At 39.5% G+C, this 16,360-nt stretch carries 12 protein-coding genes; 3 read left to right on the plus strand and 9 right to left on the minus strand.

The genetic code is table 11. From position 1 onward, the window contains the following. Nucleotides 1-4: 4 nt before the first annotated feature. Both GYM62_RS16520 and GYM62_RS16525 read right to left on the minus strand, forming a co-directional pair. Entirely contained in the window at nucleotides 5-2,320 is a 2,316-nt protein-coding gene (locus tag GYM62_RS16520) for a M1 family metallopeptidase (protein ID WP_370627674.1), read from the minus strand. Between the two features lie 37 nt (nucleotides 2,321-2,357). After that, nucleotides 2,358-2,939: a HupE/UreJ family protein gene (locus tag GYM62_RS16525; RefSeq protein WP_091653659.1), complete on the minus strand. Its 582-nt coding sequence runs from the start codon at nucleotides 2,937-2,939 to the stop codon at nucleotides 2,358-2,360. An 82-nt stretch (nucleotides 2,940-3,021) separates the two neighbouring features. On the opposite strand from GYM62_RS16525, the gene GYM62_RS16530 reads away from it, so the two are divergent. Continuing rightward, complete coding sequence (locus tag GYM62_RS16530) at nucleotides 3,022-3,513, plus strand: DUF6702 family protein (protein ID WP_219957216.1); 492 nt, start codon at nucleotides 3,022-3,024, stop codon at nucleotides 3,511-3,513. A 96-nt stretch (nucleotides 3,514-3,609) separates the two neighbouring features. On the opposite strand, the gene GYM62_RS16535 is transcribed toward GYM62_RS16530, so the two are convergent. The 3 genes from GYM62_RS16535 to thpR all read right to left on the minus strand — a co-directional run bounded on the left by GYM62_RS16535 (nucleotide 3,610) and on the right by thpR (nucleotide 9,389). Further along, entirely contained in the window at nucleotides 3,610-5,100 is a 1,491-nt protein-coding gene (locus GYM62_RS16535) for a RagB/SusD family nutrient uptake outer membrane protein (protein ID WP_219957217.1), read from the minus strand. Nucleotides 5,101-5,113: 13 nt separating this feature from the next. Further along, nucleotides 5,114-8,269: a SusC/RagA family TonB-linked outer membrane protein gene (locus GYM62_RS16540; protein ID WP_219957218.1), complete on the minus strand. Its 3,156-nt coding sequence runs from the start codon at nucleotides 8,267-8,269 to the stop codon at nucleotides 5,114-5,116. Between the two features lie 580 nt (nucleotides 8,270-8,849). Next, nucleotides 8,850-9,389, minus strand: a complete 540-nt coding sequence (gene thpR / locus GYM62_RS16545; protein WP_219957219.1) for an RNA 2',3'-cyclic phosphodiesterase — start codon at nucleotides 9,387-9,389, stop codon at nucleotides 8,850-8,852. Between the two features lie 213 nt (nucleotides 9,390-9,602). Here thpR and GYM62_RS16550 point away from each other — a divergent pair, with 213 nt between their 5' ends. Then, the gene (locus tag GYM62_RS16550; protein ID WP_219957220.1) at nucleotides 9,603-10,517 is read left to right on the plus strand and encodes a universal stress protein; all 915 of its coding nucleotides are present in this window, start codon (nucleotides 9,603-9,605) and stop codon (nucleotides 10,515-10,517) included. Here the strand turns inward: GYM62_RS16550 and GYM62_RS16555 are convergent. Together GYM62_RS16555 and GYM62_RS16560 are read right to left on the minus strand one after the other, a co-directional pair. Beyond that, on the minus strand, nucleotides 10,514-11,434 hold the full coding sequence (locus GYM62_RS16555; RefSeq protein ID WP_219957221.1) for a bifunctional 2-polyprenyl-6-hydroxyphenol methylase/3-demethylubiquinol 3-O-methyltransferase UbiG: 921 nt from the start codon (nucleotides 11,432-11,434) through the stop codon (nucleotides 10,514-10,516). The genes GYM62_RS16550 and GYM62_RS16555 overlap by 4 nt on opposite strands. Continuing rightward, nucleotides 11,434-12,804, minus strand: coding sequence for an exopolysaccharide biosynthesis polyprenyl glycosylphosphotransferase (locus tag GYM62_RS16560; RefSeq protein WP_219957222.1), 1,371 nt, complete (start codon nucleotides 12,802-12,804; stop codon nucleotides 11,434-11,436). Before GYM62_RS16560 ends, GYM62_RS16555 begins: the two co-directional genes overlap by 1 nt. A gap of 156 nt (nucleotides 12,805-12,960) precedes the next feature. Between GYM62_RS16560 and GYM62_RS16565 the strand changes: the two genes are divergently transcribed. Then, nucleotides 12,961-13,632: a class I SAM-dependent methyltransferase gene (locus tag GYM62_RS16565; protein WP_219957223.1), complete on the plus strand. Its 672-nt coding sequence runs from the start codon at nucleotides 12,961-12,963 to the stop codon at nucleotides 13,630-13,632. Here GYM62_RS16565 and GYM62_RS16570 read toward each other — a convergent pair. After that, on the minus strand, nucleotides 13,629-14,417 hold the full coding sequence (locus tag GYM62_RS16570) for a DUF3050 domain-containing protein (RefSeq protein ID WP_219957224.1): 789 nt from the start codon (nucleotides 14,415-14,417) through the stop codon (nucleotides 13,629-13,631). The genes GYM62_RS16565 and GYM62_RS16570 overlap by 4 nt on opposite strands. Nucleotides 14,418-14,500: 83 nt before the next feature. Continuing rightward, nucleotides 14,501-16,291, minus strand: a complete 1,791-nt coding sequence (locus GYM62_RS16575; protein WP_219957225.1) for an ABC transporter ATP-binding protein — start codon at nucleotides 16,289-16,291, stop codon at nucleotides 14,501-14,503. Nucleotides 16,292-16,360: the final 69 nt, after the last annotated feature.

The following is a 16,360-nucleotide window of genomic DNA, read 5'->3' on the forward strand; positions in this document are numbered from 1 at the left end:
AAGCTTACTTTTTCTTGCTCTGAGCTTTTTTCATTGGATTGTCACCTACAGAAGCTCCTCTGGCTCCACCTCGGCTTTTGTACAATTCAAATCGGGTTGGCTGATATTGTCTTGGCCAGTAATTACTAGACTCATCGATATCCGCAGTCTCACGCATAGGGTCCAATATAAACTGTACCACTTCTTTCTTCTTCGGGAAAACTTTGGTTACCTGAGTTTCATTGAGCTTCCAGATTTCAGCAGGAATCCGCTCGATCTCAGAGGTTCCGTCAGCATATTGAAATTCAATGATCAATGGCATTACCAAACCACCCACATTTTCAAAGGTGATCTCGTAGAAGTTCATATTGGAATTCAGGAGCTCTTTTTCTTTTGGAGAAAGACTGGCCATAAACTTCTTATACTCTTCCTCGTCTTCAGGGCTCACAGTAAATGGATTGTAAGAATTATAAAAATCTCTGGTGGCAGGATCTGCCTCCACTACTGTTTGGGGCACATCAGCTTTGTTATAATTCTTAGATACATAGCTTTCTTCCAGGTCAAATGCAGCTTTTTGATCAGCTTTTTTCTGAGCCGGAGTTCTGTTGTCTAGTTTAAACCACTTCACATCCTGAATAGCAATATCTACAGGTTCTGTTCCATAAAACCATCCTCTCCAGAACCAGTCCAGATCAACTGCAGATGCATCTTCCATTGTTCTGAAAAGGTCTTCAGGGGTTGGATGCTTAAACATCCATCTTCTAGCATACTCTCTGAAGGCAAAATCAAACAGCTCTCTGCCCATCACTGTCTCTCTCAAAATATTCAAAGCAGTAGCTGGCTTAGCGTATGCATTTGGACCAAACTGAATGATATTTTCTGAGTTAGTCATGATCGGCTCAAGCATGCTCTTATCACTTCTCATGTAAGGAACAATCTTATGTGCAGGGCCTCTTCTGGATGGATAATTTCTATCCCATTCCTGCTCTGCCATAAACTGCATGAAGGTATTCAAGCCTTCATCCATCCAAGTCCACTGTCTCTCGTCTGAGTTGACGATCATCGGGAAGAAATTGTGGCCTACTTCGTGAATGATTACTGAAATCATTCCATACTTCACTGCTTCTGAATAGGTGCCATCCTTGTCTGGTCTTCCGTAATTGAAACAGATCATCGGGTATTCCATACCATTACTTGCTTCCACAGAGATAGCAGTTGGATATGGGTAGTCAAATGTATGTGCTGAATAAGATTTAATAGTATGAGCTACTACTCGGGTTGAATATTGCTCCCACAGAGGATTGGCCTCCTTGGCATAGTAAGACATCGCCATGACATCTTTTCCTCCCTGCTTCACTGCCATAGCGTCCCAGATAAATTTTCTGGAGGAAGTCCAAGCAAAATCGCGGACATTCTCAGCTTTGAAAATCCAGGTTTTCTTGTCTTTGGATTTTCCTTTTTCCAATTTTTCAGCCTCTGCCTGAGTTCTGATAATTACAGGATTATCAAAGGTCTGCTTAGCTTTATTCCATCGCTGCAATTCCGTAGCAGATAATACTTCTTCAGGATTTTGTAAAACTCCGGTAGCTCCTACCATGTGATCAGCAGGCACGGTGATTCTTACTTCATAATCCCCAAAAGTCAAGGCAAATTCACCTCTTCCCAAAAACTGTTTGTTCTGCCATCCTTCGAAATCAGAGTAAACAGCCATTCTAGGAAACCACTCTGCCATGGTATAGATATAGTTCCCATCTTCTGGGAAGAATTCATAACCAGGTCTACCGGAAATGTAGGACATTCTGTCTGTGATATTAAAGGACCAGTCAACAGCAAAAGTGAAGCTCTCACCCGCCTTTAAAGGCATAGGAAGATCAATTCGCATCATGGTCTTATTGACAGCCACAGAAAGTGGATTGCCTTGAGCGTCCTTTACATTCAGTACTTTATAGCCATATTCATCATTTTCCCAGAGGATTCCCTGCAAAGTTCCTAAAGTCATTCGGGAATTGATACTGCTTTCGGCTACCAAAGGTGCTTCGGATTGAGGACCTCTTTGATTTTCTTCCAACTGAACCCAAAGATAGGTGAGTTGATCAGGAGAGTTATTGATATAAGTGATGGTTTCCTTTCCCTTGACGGATTGATTATCATCATTGAGTTCCACGTCGATCACATAATTGGCTTTTTGCTGCCAATACATATGTCCCGGAGCACCAGAGGCAGTCCTGTAGACATTGGGAGATCGTAGCATGGTACCCAGCTGCTCAAATCGTTCGCCGTGGTTTTGCTCTGAACGACGAGCCTGCCCGAAAACCTGAGCAGTCATTAGGGCCAAGAGCATCCAAACTAGTCCTGTTTTTTTCATAGTTATATTTTATTTACCAAAATTTCGTTTCAAGCATCATCATCAAGGAAATCCCGAAAACCATTGCTGCCATAACCAGGGTCCACTCCTTTCTGTTTACACCAGCTATCCCTACCAGGATAGAGGTCACCAATAGATAGGCACCAACAATGATCAATTGTCCGGCTTCCAGACCTAGATTAAAAGCAAGGAGAGGTTTCCAGATAACAGCCTCTTTTCCCAATAGCTCCCGCAGATAATTAGAAAAACCCAAACCATGGATCAAACCAAAAAACAGCGCGAGAAAATAATTCATTTGAATACCTTTGCCCGTAGAAGGTCTTGGCTTCAAGATAGTAGTAAAGGCAGTAATGGCTATGGTGACAGGAATCAGGAATTCGATTACATCGGATCGTACCTGAATAACTTTAAAAGTGGCCAAAGCAAGGGTAAGGGAGTGACCAATGGTGAAAGCTGTCACCAAAATCACGATCTTTCGCCAATCTCTGGCTATAAAAACAGCACAAAGCGCCAAGACAAATAGGATATGATCATAGCCTTGGATATCCAAAATATGCTTCAGGCCAAGACGGAAATACAGTTCAAATGAATTCATAAACTCAGAAAATACCTCGATTGAAGTAAATTGGGGCAATAATACAGGTTTATTCCCATAAAAGACAAGCAATCCCTTTCAAATGCAACAGTTTTACATCTCCTTGATTTCTCTGGGATGGATGGTACTCAGTCATCCTTATTTTATCTCTTTGACAGAAATCCGGCAAAATCCTGAAAGTCAACGATTGGAAATCGCTCAGAAGATTTTTTGGGACGATTTGGAAGAAGCTTTAGGAGATTTTCATGGAGAAAAGGTGGATTTTTTGAATCCTGAGAATCCAGAAAAATTAAATGCTCAAATTCAGGCATATCTACTCCATCACAATAAAATATGGCTGGATGGAAGCCCTGCTACTCTGAAATATTTGGGCTATGAAATCGAAGAAGATGCTGCCTGGTTTTATATGGAGTCTCTTCCTCTACCGTGGAAAGCTAAGATTCGGGTTCAAAACAGCATCTTGATTAAGAATTTTTCTTCCCAGCAAAACATCATTCATGTGTATAAAAACAGCAAAAGTCCAAAAAGCTTGCTTTTGGGCAAAGGGATGGAAAGTGGACAGATAGAATTCTGATAAAGTTTTAATTTTTAGCCCTATAAATTTTAAACAAAAAAAGTCCGACTCCTAAGAGCCGGACTTGGATGATTTAAACAAATTGCTTTCCTCTTATTAAGATGGGTTCTGCACCATTTTGTCATTTGCATTCAACTCCGCAATTGGAATTTTGAACTGCCAGTTAGGCGTACCAGCAGGTTCTTCATATTTAGAGTTGATTACTGTGGCTACATGGTTTGCGCCATTTCTATCCAATGAAAGATTCAAGCGCTTCAAGTCATAGAATCGGAATCCCTCGCCCCAAAGCTCAATTCTTCTTTGAGTCATGATCTCTTCTATCAAAGCTGCACCCGTGTTGGTTGAAAGCGTATACTCAGGATCTCTTTGAGAAGCCAATTCAAATAGAACTTGGGCAGCCTGTGCACCGTTTCCGCTTCTTGCCAAAGCCTCAGCCTCGATCAAAATCATTTCAGATGCTCTCATATAAGGAACATCACCTACAGAAGAAGCATTAGCCTGAGCTACAAACTTTCTGTTCATGAAGTTTCTTTTTGCGAAAGAACTCAAAGTAACCTCATCTATAAATGGATCTCTCAAAGCCGCTGTTCCTGCATTTGGATCCCACAAACCTTTTCTGGCATCAGTAGGAGAAATCTTAGCATACAAAGAGCTATTGATTGCCTTAGGATTACCTCTAATATTGGTAGAGCTGAAATTAACAGACATGTAAGCGAAGAAAGAAGCAAAGAAGGTCTGCTGATCGTCGATTTGCTTGCTTCCCCACATCCATTCTGGATTATCCACATTGTTGAATCCTTCATATAATTGAGAAGCAGACATCAAGTCATAGCCTTGACGAGCCTGGTTTGCCAAAGTAGCCGCTTGAGCAAAGTTCCCTTGAGTCAAAGCAACTCTAGCCTTGATTCCTCTAGCAACATTGACATTGATATGGGATTTAGCATTTCGGCCTTCACCCAATAAAGCAATCGCTGCATCCAAATCTGCATTCACTTGAGTATACACTTCTTCGACGGTATTTCTGGCTCCACCTTCAGTAATTGGCTCCAAAACCAATGGTACGCCTAATTGACCGTTGTTTCCACCTGCCTGATATCGCTCAGCAAATAGCTGTACCAAGTTGAAGTGAGCCCAAGCTCTGTATGCTAATGCCTGCCCTTTGATCTCATCCTTTTCAGTTTGAGGGCCTGCAGCATTGTCAATATTAGCGATGATCATGTTTGCGTTACCGATGATTTTGTAATAAAATCTCCACACGAACCTTACGTCACCACTGTTTTCATTGACGTGGTTTAACCATCTAGACATGGATACAAACCAACCATTAGCGATACCGGTCATTACCACATCTTCGCCCAAAACCTCGCGCATAATCATCACCCCACCTTCACCCGGCTGACCTTGGGAGTCGTAACGGATAAACATGGATCTGTGAATCCCATTAAGGGCTGTCATCGCATTTTGCGTAGTCGTAAAGACTGCATTTTCAGATACCGCATCCGTAGGTAGGGTATCCAAATAGTCCTCAGCACATCCAAAACTTAGAATGGCGCCGAGTAAGAATATTTTACTTAATAATTTCTTCATGGTCTTTTGTAAATTACAGATTCACATTAAGTCCCAGCGTGAATGTTCTCGCCGGAGTGAAAGTATTAGAAGTAGTACCACTAAAGGTTCCAGATACATACATACCGCTTCTTGAAGACAACCAGCCTAAGTTTTCACCGGCTAGGTATACGGTAGCTCCTCTCATTTTCCATCTTTCCAATAAAGTTCTAGGAAGGGTGTAAGAGAGATTGATTGCACGTAAGTTGAGATAAGAAGCATCGGTTAGCCACCTGTCTGATGCGACATTGGTTTGAGCAGCACCGGTTACATCCATCTTAGGAACTTCTGTAATATCTCCAGGCTGTCTCCATCTGTTCAAGATATCCACGTGAGCAGCTCCTCCATCAGGATCAGCACCCATCAAACCTGCATAGATTCCATCATAAATATCTCCACCTACTGCAAAGCTTACTAGGACATTCAAGGATAATCCTTTGTAAGAGAAGGTATTGGACAATCCACCAAAGAAGTCTGGGATTGCATTTCCTGCAAAATGGAATCTTGCATTTTGGAATCTGGTAGTAACTGTATCCTGCCCGATAATTCTGGTAGTTGGGTCATTTTCAGCATACTCTTCAGCTCTATAAAGACCTTCACCAGTTTCTGGATCTACACCGTACCAGTCTCTCAACCAGAAATCAAAGATTGATCTACCAACCACATACTTTTTAGTACCTACAATTTGCTCCTCGAATGGAAGCTCTTTGAATTCATTTTTGAAAGTAGAAACGTTCACATTAGCATTCCATTTGAAAGCTCCTCTTCTCATCACATCTCCACCAATATTGAATTCAATCCCTTTATTCGACATGGTACCGATATTTTGGAATCTGTTCTCTAAACCCGTAGTCAAAGACAAAGGAACTTCGAAAAGCAGGTTGCTAGACTCTCTGTTGAAGAACTCCAAAGTACCTGAGAATCTATTTCCAAATGCGAAGTCCAAACCTAGATCATAGGTATTGTTGGATTCCCACTGTAGATCCAAAGCAGAAAGTGAAGCCTGCAAAATACCTGGCTCAGAAGCATTGTTGAAACCTAGGTCATACAATGCTTGCCAAGGGTAGTAATTTTGAGCGTTATTTGAATTTTGAATACCGTTGTTTCCAACCTCACCATAAGAAGCTCTTAATTTGAATAGCTGGAAGAAGTTAGAATTGAAGAAATTTTCTTGATCAATTGACCAAGCTGCACCTACTGAGAAGAAAGTACCCCATCTTACATCTCTAAAGAATCTGGATGATCCATCTGTTCTCCAAGAAGCAGAGAAAGAGTATTTATCATCGTACACATAGTTTACTCTGGAAAGGTAAGACTCGATTCTGTCCACATCAGTTCTTCCAGAAGCAGAGTTGATAGTAACAAAATTGTCAGGCTCGATATTTCCAGCCAAGATCTGATCCTGCTTAGAGATAAACTGTCTTGTTCTTCTGAAATCATAGTTTTCATGACCTACCAAAGCTTCCACGAAATGCTTGTCGTTGAAAGTTTTTGAATAAGTCAATAACTGGTTGAAGGTTAGAGAATTGATTCTGATATTCTCTCTTCTTGTACGTCCAGCTGGAGCACCATCACCTACGATAGTATTGTCATAACCAATATTCAGCAAAGAAGTGATATCAGTGGCGATGTTGGTTCTGAAAGTAAAGTCCTTCAAGAACTTAGCTTCTACATAAGCTCTGGAAGAGATAACATCTCTGTCAAAACGATCGACGTTCAATAAAGTCTCCTGAACTACATGACGTCCTGGATAAGCACCAGCACCTCTTCTTGGAAGACCAAATTCTTCTAGATCACCTAAATCGAAAATTTTGTTGCCAAATTCATCCAAGATGAATCCACCAGTTTGCATATTTTGAGCAAAAACCGGATAAATAGGACCCATGGATCTAGCAGTAAAGAATGGGTTCACAAAGCTGGAGCTTCCTCCATCTCTTGCATTATTTCCCTCACTCATGGTTGCTGAAAGGTTGATACCAGTTTTCAACCAGTTAGTAGCTTGAGTATTTACATTCAAACGACCAGTGAAACGCTCAATATCAGAATTGATAATGAAACCTTTCTCATTCAAGTAGTTGAAAGAGGTATAAAAATCAGTTTTCTCAGAGCCACCAGAATAAGTCATATTATATTCTTTTCTGTCCCCTGTTCTCTGCAATTCATCAAACCAATTAAGCCCAACAAAATTGTTTACAGCATTCGAGTTTAGTCTACCGTCAGTTCCTACGATTTGATTGTTTGGAACATTGTAGACATTATAACCCAAAATATTGATCAAGTTATTGGATGCAAAAGTAGCTGCGGCATCAGGAGTAGCTCCATTGCCCAATTGGCTATTTCTCAATGATTCCCAAACTAAAGGGTAATACTGGTCAGCATTTACTCTGTCATATTCTGGCAAAGCTCTGCTGGATACACCTTGCTGAACTCTCACATTGAAGGTTGGCTTATTTTTCTGACCGGTTTTGGTGGTAATCATAATTACACCATTTGCCGCTCTAGAACCATACAATGCAGCTGAAGAAGCATCTTTCAAGATGGTCATGTCAGCAATATCTTCAGGGTTAAGGTTAGATAGGTCCCCATCATAAGGTACTCCATCCACAACGTAAAGAGGTGCAGAAGAAGAGTTCACAGAACCAATACCTCTGATTCTTACAGCAGGAGTAGAACCCGGCTGACCTGAAGCAGAAGTGGTGATTACACCCGGTGCCTGACCTTCAATGGCATTTACCACGTTGTTGATAGGACGATTGGCTATCTGATCTCCTTTCAAGGCTATTGCTGAACCGGTAAAGTTTCCTTTATCAGCAGTACCTCCATAAGCAGTAATAATTACCTCTTGAAGATTTTGAGCATCTTCTCTCATGGTAACATTGATTTCAGATCTATTACCGATCTGCTCTTCCACACTGATATAACCGATATAGCTAAATACCAATGTTGATGCATTTGCAGGTACCAAAATGGTGTACCTACCATCCAGGTCAGTTACGACGCCAATGGTCGTTCCTTTCACCAAGACATTCACTCCGATCAAGCCTTCTGGCTCCTCAGGTGAAGTCACCCTACCGGTGATCGTTCTGTTTTGTGCCATGACCGAAACAGCTGTTAAGAGCATGATCACAAATCCCAGTAAAACTTTCTTCATAGGTTAAATTTTAATAGATGATTTGTTTTTCGAATCGGCTAATGAAAAAGCAAATAGCTAAAGGAGCAAATTTGGTAAAACTTAAAAAAGGTTAAGTTTTCAGAATAAAATTTTATTATTTTAATTTTTTTAGAATTTTTTAAATCATATTTAGTGTCCGGACAGTGTTTTCTGATATAGAATTTCTATTTTTATAAATTTTACAATAAAAAATTTTGCTATTTTGATTTAAAATTATTTTAAATTCCGTTTCTTAGTTTTATCCAAAAAATATTAAATTAAATATTTATCATTTTTTTCAATATTTAATTCTGTTTTTGCCTATTGTGCAATCGATTTCTAAAAATAAAGTTTTGCAATGTCCGATTTTAAAATTTGAATCACAGAATTATAAAAACAAAAAATGAAATTATTCAAAATTTAATTTCTCTTTTAATTTTACTTCAATTAGCTCAAAAGGATGATAATCGGTTAGAAAAATAGTAATCCCTATTAGACAAAACTCAAAATTAAATTTTTCTTTCTTTTTTTGTTAAAAGCTAGAAAAACCAAGCTGAGTGGTGTTAAAATTAGATTTTGATTAATTTTTTAATAAAAAATTCATGTGAGGAGACCATTTGCCATTTAACCTTTTCAACAAAGTCAATTCTGAAATCTGGAATTCACTTTCAAGCTTCGCCTCCTTTACTTCCTGGAAAACTGCTTCAAAAATCTGCCTCTTTAAGTCTTTAAAGGCTACAGTCATATGGGGATGATAGTTTCTGTCACTCAATTCATCTGGAAGGTGAACTTGGGTTTTCAGAAACTTTTTTAGATCTGATTGAAAAGTATATAAGTCTTGCTCTGCTTTTATATCCAAAAAAATCACTCTTTTACCAAAAGTATCCACGCCTTTCACTCTCATTCCGAAAGTGCTTTTATTACTACAAAAATCCTGTAGCATGGAAGCTAACTTTTCCTCCTTATGCTCATCATATGAAAAAGGCATTTTCACCGTAACATGGGCAGGGGACTTTAAAGCATACTTTACATTGAATTTTTCACGCAGATGTAACTTTAGCTCCTCCACTTTTTCTAAAAACTCTTGAGGTGGGAGTATGGCTAGAAAATATTTCTGCATGTTTTTCATAGAATCATATTTTTGGAATAGATATAGTTTTAAGAAGTTTCTACAAAGTTTGAACTTCAAATCTATAGGGAATCAATTTTTATTCTTGTGTACAATTCATCTCATTCTGTTACCTTAGAGAGGATTCCTGAGGTAAAAACATAAAAACTGTTTAAATAACCCAAGCAATCTTTTAAATTAAGGCTATTAATCAATAAACGCCCTATGAAGTTTTTTTCCAAAGTGATGATTGGTCTCGATATGACCGAGATGGATGAGATTCTAATCCAAAAGACAGTCGTTTTTCTAAAGTTTTTAGGAGTAGAGAAATGCTATTTTGTTCACGTTTCAAAAAATTTGGCTATTCCGGATGAGATTCTATCCCAGTACCCAAATTTATTGGCTGCAGGAGACGAGTCAGTTGAGGCGATCATGCAAAAGAAAATTGACGCCCAAAATTTCCCAAAGGATATTGAAATAGAGGTATTTGCTGAGGAAGGAGAACATCCTCTAGAAACATTCTTAAGGTGGGCAAAAATCAAAGATGTTGATTTAATCATTATGGGTAGAAAGGAAACCTTGAAGGGTTCAGGAGCCTTGGCAAATGGCGTGGCAAAAAAAGCTCCCTGCTCGGTGATGCTTCTTCAGGAAAAGAGAGCTCCGGAACTACCTAAACAAATTATGATTCCTACCGATTTCTCAGATCACAATCACATGATCTATGATTTTGGAGAGCGGATTGCCGATCAATTAAATGCCAAATTAATACCCGTTCATATCTTTCATGTTCCACAGGGCTATTCCAAAACGGGAAAATCCTATGATGAATTTGTGGAGATCATGAAAGAAAATGCGCGTAAGGATTACAAAAACTTTGTATCCAAGCATAACCACCCAGAATTAGAATGCGATTTTATCCTTGATGAGGGCGAAGATATGGGTGAAACTTTATTGAAGGAAGCTCACAAAATGGATGTGGATATGTTTATCATGGGTTCTCGCGGCAGGACTAAGTCAGCTGCAATCCTTCTCGGTAGTACTGCTGAAAAATTAATCAAAGTTAATAATGTGCTCCCCATGATCATTTTCAAGAAAAAGGGAGAAACCATGGGCTTTTTCGAAGCATTATTCAGAATCTAATCAGCCTTCTTCAATATAAAGAGAGCTTGATCTCCACGGCCTTCCTGATTATACAGGGAGGCTTTTTTATGAAAATCACTCATCTCTTCTGAGGAAAAAAACTCATTTTCATCTACCTCTAAACTATGACCTTGCTCATACAAGGCTGTTCCCCAAAATTGAAAAGCGGTAGAATCAAACTCCATATATGATAATTTCAGCCCTTGAGTTTTAGCCAATGCTTTCAAACCGCTGATGGAAGGAATGACCAAATGTCTTGGAGCATCGAGCTGAACCCAATTAGCTCTTTTGTCTTTCCAGACTTGTCCATCTGTGATTGGAAGCCTAATCAAGAGGGTTCCTCCAGGGTTCAGCCTTTCTTTACAAGCTTTCAGCACACTTTCGGGATTTGACATATGCTCGAAAGAATGATGCATCATAATCAAATCAAAGGTCTGATCTGAATCCAAAAAGTCCATTTTTTGGAGACTCAAGCCTTTCCCAAGCACTTGATCTTTTTCTAAAAAAGGATCAAATCCCGTCAAATTCTTGAATCCCGAACAGTGTAACTCATATAATAACTGTCCATTACCACAGCCCACATCTGCTATAGACTGATTGAATCTTTGAAATACATTTTTTAACCAATACCCATAAACTTTGGGGGCAAAAAAGCTCATCCCTAATTGGAGAAAAAGTTTTGCACGAAGAGCCTTGAAAGCTTTGGATATCAAACTTGAAGGCACAAGAGGGACAAAAGAATAATAGGATCCTGAATAGTAATCGGAAAGATTTTCAGGTATTTGATCAATCTGAAGCGATAAGCAATCCAAGCATTCTAAGTAAGAGAAACTATCTCCTGCTCCAAACATTCGCTCGTAAGCTTGAAACTGGGTAAGGTGGGTACTTTTACAGAATGGACATTGCCTGTCGTTCACTAGTAGGCATTTTCACGGTTGAAAAGCAATTCATGGATTGTCTTGATCATTATGCCCATATCCAACAAAAATGACCAATTGTTGATATAAAAAGAATCCAGCTTTACTCTTGAACGAATTTGATGTGGGTTTTCGATTTCACCCCTGTATCCTCTCACCTGAGCCAAACCTGTAATTCCCGGACGGATTTTATGTCTTGAATTATAACGCTCAATTTGGGATTTGAATGTCTTATTCATCGGGATTGTATGAGGTCTTGGTCCCACAATTGACATGTCACCCAACAACACATTGATGAATTGGGGCATCTCGTCCAAAGAGGAGGTTCTCAAAAAAGATCCAATTCTGGTGACTCTTGGATCATTTTTTACAGCCTGATGGGTGTCCGCATAATCGTTGGGAGTCATGGATCGGAATTTTAAACAATTGAACTCACGGTTATTTACCCCATTTCTTTTTTGGATAAAAAAGATTGGACCTCTTGATTCCAATTTGATCAGAATACCTACCAATGGAATCAGCCAAGAAAGGATAAAGACGATCACAAAACTGGCGAAAATGACATCAAAAGCACGCTTCATGATGCTGTTGATCGCATGATCCAGTGGAATTTCATTGACATTGATTACAAAGAAATCCCCGTATCTGGAGAAGCTTAGATTTTTCTCCAATTGTAAGCTGCCTCCCGGAATCATTTTTACTTTGATATAATTCTCGTCAGCGTAGCCAATAATCTTCTTGACCAATTTGGGTTCTAAATGCTCGTGGATATAAATCAGATCCAGGTCCAATCCTGGAGCTTCGCTAAAGAAATCATCTATACCTCCACGAGTTTGGTTACAGTCTGCTTGATTGTCAAAATATCCGAGGAAGTTAATTCCAAAGTCTTTTCTAATCTTGAATACGTCTGCGAGTTTAGGGCTTGTCCCCCCTTTTCCGACTATAACTGCATTCCGATAATTATTTCCTTTTACTCTATACTGGCGAAGCAACATATGTACTCCAACCCGGAATATCCCCATGATCACCAGCATTCCTATTCCCAAAGCAAGAATTGGAATCACCTGTATGGAAGGGGTATTAAAAGGAACCCAAAGAACCGCCGCTGCGCCTACAAACCAGAAAACAGTTCCAGTTAGATGTCGAAGTGTATGGTCATATTCATCAGTTCGGCCGATTTTATAATCTTTCCTCAAAGCAGCAATTAAAAGCCACAGGACTGAGAGTGGAAGTAATGCGTCTAGATCAGCGCCGTTAAAAAGACCAATTTGGGTAAGAAAAAAATTACAAAGAAATAGAGAAACAAGAGAGGCAATAAAGTCACTGCTCACAAAAAGCCAGGGAAAATACTTATCGAATCTACGCTTCATAAAAATCTATAGCAAACAATCATATTTTATCAAAAATCAGGCTAAGCCGATCTTTTCTCTGGTTTTTAGTATTTCAAAACCAAAATTAAGAAAAGAATCGTCAAGCATGCTTACTTTTGATGATAAATTATTATACAAAAAGCCCCAAAGGCGCTCATGAATTTTATCTCAAATCTATTCGCTTCTTCGGAAAACCCAGCTTCTCTAGGGGCAAAATTCCGTCAAAAACGTTTAGCTGTATTTGAAAATCTTTTTTTTCAACACTTCCAAAAAGACCAAGCAATCAAGGTCTTGGATGTAGGAGGAACTGCCTATTTTTGGAAAGGAAGTCGTCTATTAAACCTTCCTCAAATAGAGATTGTTCTCCTCAATTTGAGCACTGAAGATACAAAGCACCCCAAACTTCAATCCATTGCAGGAGACGCTACTTCCCTCCCTCAATATAAGGATGATTATTTTGATCTGGTCTTTTCCAACTCAGTAATAGAGCATTTATACACTTTTGAAAACCAGGAAAAAATGGCCAAGGAAATTTTAAGAGTGGGTCAAAAACATTTCGTTCAGACACCCAATAAATATTTTCCTGTAGAAGCTCATTATGCTTTGCCTTTCGCTCAATACTTTCCAAAAAATTTACTTTTATCTATTCTGACAAAAACAAAACTGAGTAGGCTCAGAAAATGGTCGGAATCAGAAGCGAAACAATACCTGGAAGAAATCAGGCTATTGGATGAAAAGGAAATGAAAAGTCTTTTTCCTAATTCTAAAATATTCAAAGAAAAAGTGGCCGGACTAACGAAGTCAATCACGGCCCATAATTTTTATTAGTATGCTAAAGCTGCTTTTCGTTTAAGCAGTTCGTGATGTATACCATCCCAAAGGATTTTTCTTGCCTCCAATGCATCTTTACCCGCTGCAGTTGCTTGGTCTAAATGCAAATCAGACTCTAATAGCATTTCTACCATTCTCCAAGCCAATGGTCCATGCTCCTCCTCGTCCAGGTGAATATGTCTATCAAAGTAATAAGCCAAAGTTTTTAATTCATCTGGCTGATTTTTGATCAACTCCTGCACAATCTGTCGGAATAAATCCGGGATCAAATCTTCTCTGCCCAAAGTAAAGGAAGCGGCGATTTCATGGGCTTCTCCAAACAAAGCAGTTTGATAATTCACCCGTAAAAACTGCTGTACAAAATCCGGAACTTTAGCCACTTTCATGGCCTCATCCAGTTTAGCTCCAGAGGAAAGAGACTCAATCAACTTCTCTATTCTTGAAGTAGAAGCTCCCGCCTCACTCATGGCTCTTAGATAAAGTTCAAAGTGACTGCAATAGCCACCTTCTCCATCCTCATCACTTTCTTCAGCTAATACGATATCATTGATCAATCGAGCAACCAATGGGTCCGATGCAGGCAACCAAGGAAGTGACATCCCGGTCAATCTATGTTGTAATGCTTTCAGCAGTGACATGAAGTCCCAAACTGCAAACACATGGTACTCCATGAAAATCCTAAAATCATCCAACCCATTCAAATGCTGGTAAATTGGATGCTTCAACAACTCTTCTCTCTCTTTGGCCACGGAGGCCACCAATATTTCCAGTGAATTATTCATAATCATTTCAATTACGGAATATAAACTATCCTTGGATGGTCAAATGTTCAGAAATTTTAATTGAAAATGCCTATGGTAGATATTTAGTTTTCGGCAAACTGAAGGCGTACTAAATTCGCATAAAAGCCGTCCTCCTGCTCTAAAAGCTGCAAATGATTTCCCTGCTCTACAATTTTCCCTTCGCTTAGCACATATATTCTATCCACTTTTCTAATGGTCGCTAATCTGTGAGCGATTATGATTGTGGTTCTACCTTTCATCAATTCATCCAAAGCCTCCTGTACCAGATGCTCAGACTCCGCATCCAAGGAAGAGGTTGCTTCATCTAAAATCAAGATAGAAGGGTCTTTCAAAATGGCTCTGGCGATTGCTACTCTTTGCCTCTGTCCACCTGAAAGCTTAACTCCCCTCTCTCCAACCAAGGTATCTAAGCCTTCCGGAAACTGAGAAATAAACTGCCAAGCATTGGCTTTTTTGGCAGCCATGATTATTTCTTCCTCGCTGGCATTAGGCTTGGCATAAGCAATATTCTCCCGAATGGACCCACCAAATAATAAAACCTCCTGAGGCACCATTCCGATATGGGAACGCAATTGTTCCAGATTCCAACGATTTAGATTCTGCCCATCAATTTTAATCTCCCCTTGGTGCACTTCATAAAACTTAAGCAAAAGTTGTATGATGGTAGACTTACCAGCTCCTGAATGTCCTGCCAAGGCAATTTTTTCACCAGGATTGACATAAAAGCTTAAATCCTTCAAAACCTGAAGCTCCGGTCTGGTAGGGTAGGAAAAAACGACCTGTTCGAATTCAATTTTTCCCTCCAGATTATCCACCCGAAACTCGCTGCTTTCCTCAACTTTTTCATCCAAAATTTCCAAGACCCGCTCAGAACTTCCTATTGCTTTTTGGATCTGACTGTAGATATCTCCCAAACCTGCGATAGAGCCTCCTATAAAAGTGGTATACAAAACAAAGGATACTAATTCACCAATACTCATTTCGCCGGAAGCCACCAAGCTTGCGCCGTACCACATGACCGCTACGATTCCTCCAAATAGTGCAAAAATGATAAATGATATGAATGCCCCTCTGAATTTGGCTGTCTTCAAGGCTACATGCACTACTCTGTTTAGACCTTTTGAATATCGGCTAGATTCATACGCTTCTCCCACAAATGATTTGACTGTACTGATAGACTGCAAAGTTTCTTCTACAATCACATTGGCAGCAGCTAATTCGTCTTGAGTCTTTTTGGAAAGTCCACGAATAAATCGACCGAAAACCATTGCAACCAATACCAAAATTGGGAAGGTCCCCAACATGAAAAAGGTCAATTTGGGGGTGGTGAAAAACAGAAAAGCAATCCCTGCAATCAGCGTAACTACCTGTCGGAATAATTCTGCTAGGGTCACTGAAAAGGTATCCTGGAGCAAACTGACATCGGAAGTGATTCTAGAGATCAATTCCCCTGTTCTTCTTTTGTCAAAAAAGGTCATCGGCAACCTCAAAAGCCTATTGTAAAGCGACTGCCGGATATCCCGCATGGACCTTTCAGAGACAAGTGCAAATAACCATACTCTGAAAAAGGAAAAAATACTTTGCACAGCTAGAATCCCTACTAACATCAAGGCTATAGTATTGATATCAGAAACTATCCAGTCTTCTCCTTGGGCGGTATCTATCAGCTTTCCTGCAACAAAAGGAAACGTCAATAAGGTTAAAGAAGACAGCAGGAGGAAAAATAAACCCGCAATAAAGGTCCATTTATAGGGTAATAAAAACCTGAAAATCCCACTTAATTTCTGAAAACTCTGCTTATTCAACTTCCGCTTTTCGTGCTCTTCCAAAGCAGTTCCTCTCTTCTTGGCCATAGTACTATTACTTCAATCTGCAAAAATAGACCTTTTACTTAGAAAAAAGGGAAAAGACTCGGATAGTCT

Origin of the sequence: Algoriphagus sp. NBT04N3, assembly GCF_019443765.1 — a bacterium.
GTDB lineage: Bacteria > Bacteroidota > Bacteroidia > Cytophagales > Cyclobacteriaceae > Algoriphagus > Algoriphagus ornithinivorans.

Bases quoted from the DNA above. Each gene is read 5' to 3' on its own strand.
- GYM62_RS16520 (WP_370627674.1), bottom strand. From the start codon at position 2,320: ATGCTCTTGGCCCTAATGACTGCTCAGGTTTTCGGGCAGGCTCGTCGT.
- GYM62_RS16525 (WP_091653659.1), bottom strand. From the start codon at position 2,939: ATGAATTCATTTGAACTGTATTTCCGTCTTGGCCTGAAGCATATTTTG.
- GYM62_RS16530 (WP_219957216.1), top strand. From the start codon at position 3,022: ATGCAACAGTTTTACATCTCCTTGATTTCTCTGGGATGGATGGTACTC.
- GYM62_RS16535 (WP_219957217.1), bottom strand. From the start codon at position 5,100: ATGAAGAAATTATTAAGTAAAATATTCTTACTCGGCGCCATTCTAAGT.
- GYM62_RS16540 (WP_219957218.1), bottom strand. From the start codon at position 8,269: ATGAAGAAAGTTTTACTGGGATTTGTGATCATGCTCTTAACAGCTGTT.
- thpR (WP_219957219.1), bottom strand. From the start codon at position 9,389: ATGCAGAAATATTTTCTAGCCATACTCCCACCTCAAGAGTTTTTAGAA.
- GYM62_RS16550 (WP_219957220.1), top strand. From the start codon at position 9,603: ATGAAGTTTTTTTCCAAAGTGATGATTGGTCTCGATATGACCGAGATG.
- GYM62_RS16560 (WP_219957222.1), bottom strand. From the start codon at position 12,804: ATGAAGCGTAGATTCGATAAGTATTTTCCCTGGCTTTTTGTGAGCAGT.
- GYM62_RS16565 (WP_219957223.1), top strand. From the start codon at position 12,961: ATGAATTTTATCTCAAATCTATTCGCTTCTTCGGAAAACCCAGCTTCT.
- GYM62_RS16570 (WP_219957224.1), bottom strand. From the start codon at position 14,417: ATGAATAATTCACTGGAAATATTGGTGGCCTCCGTGGCCAAAGAGAGA.
- GYM62_RS16575 (WP_219957225.1), bottom strand. From the start codon at position 16,291: ATGGCCAAGAAGAGAGGAACTGCTTTGGAAGAGCACGAAAAGCGGAAG.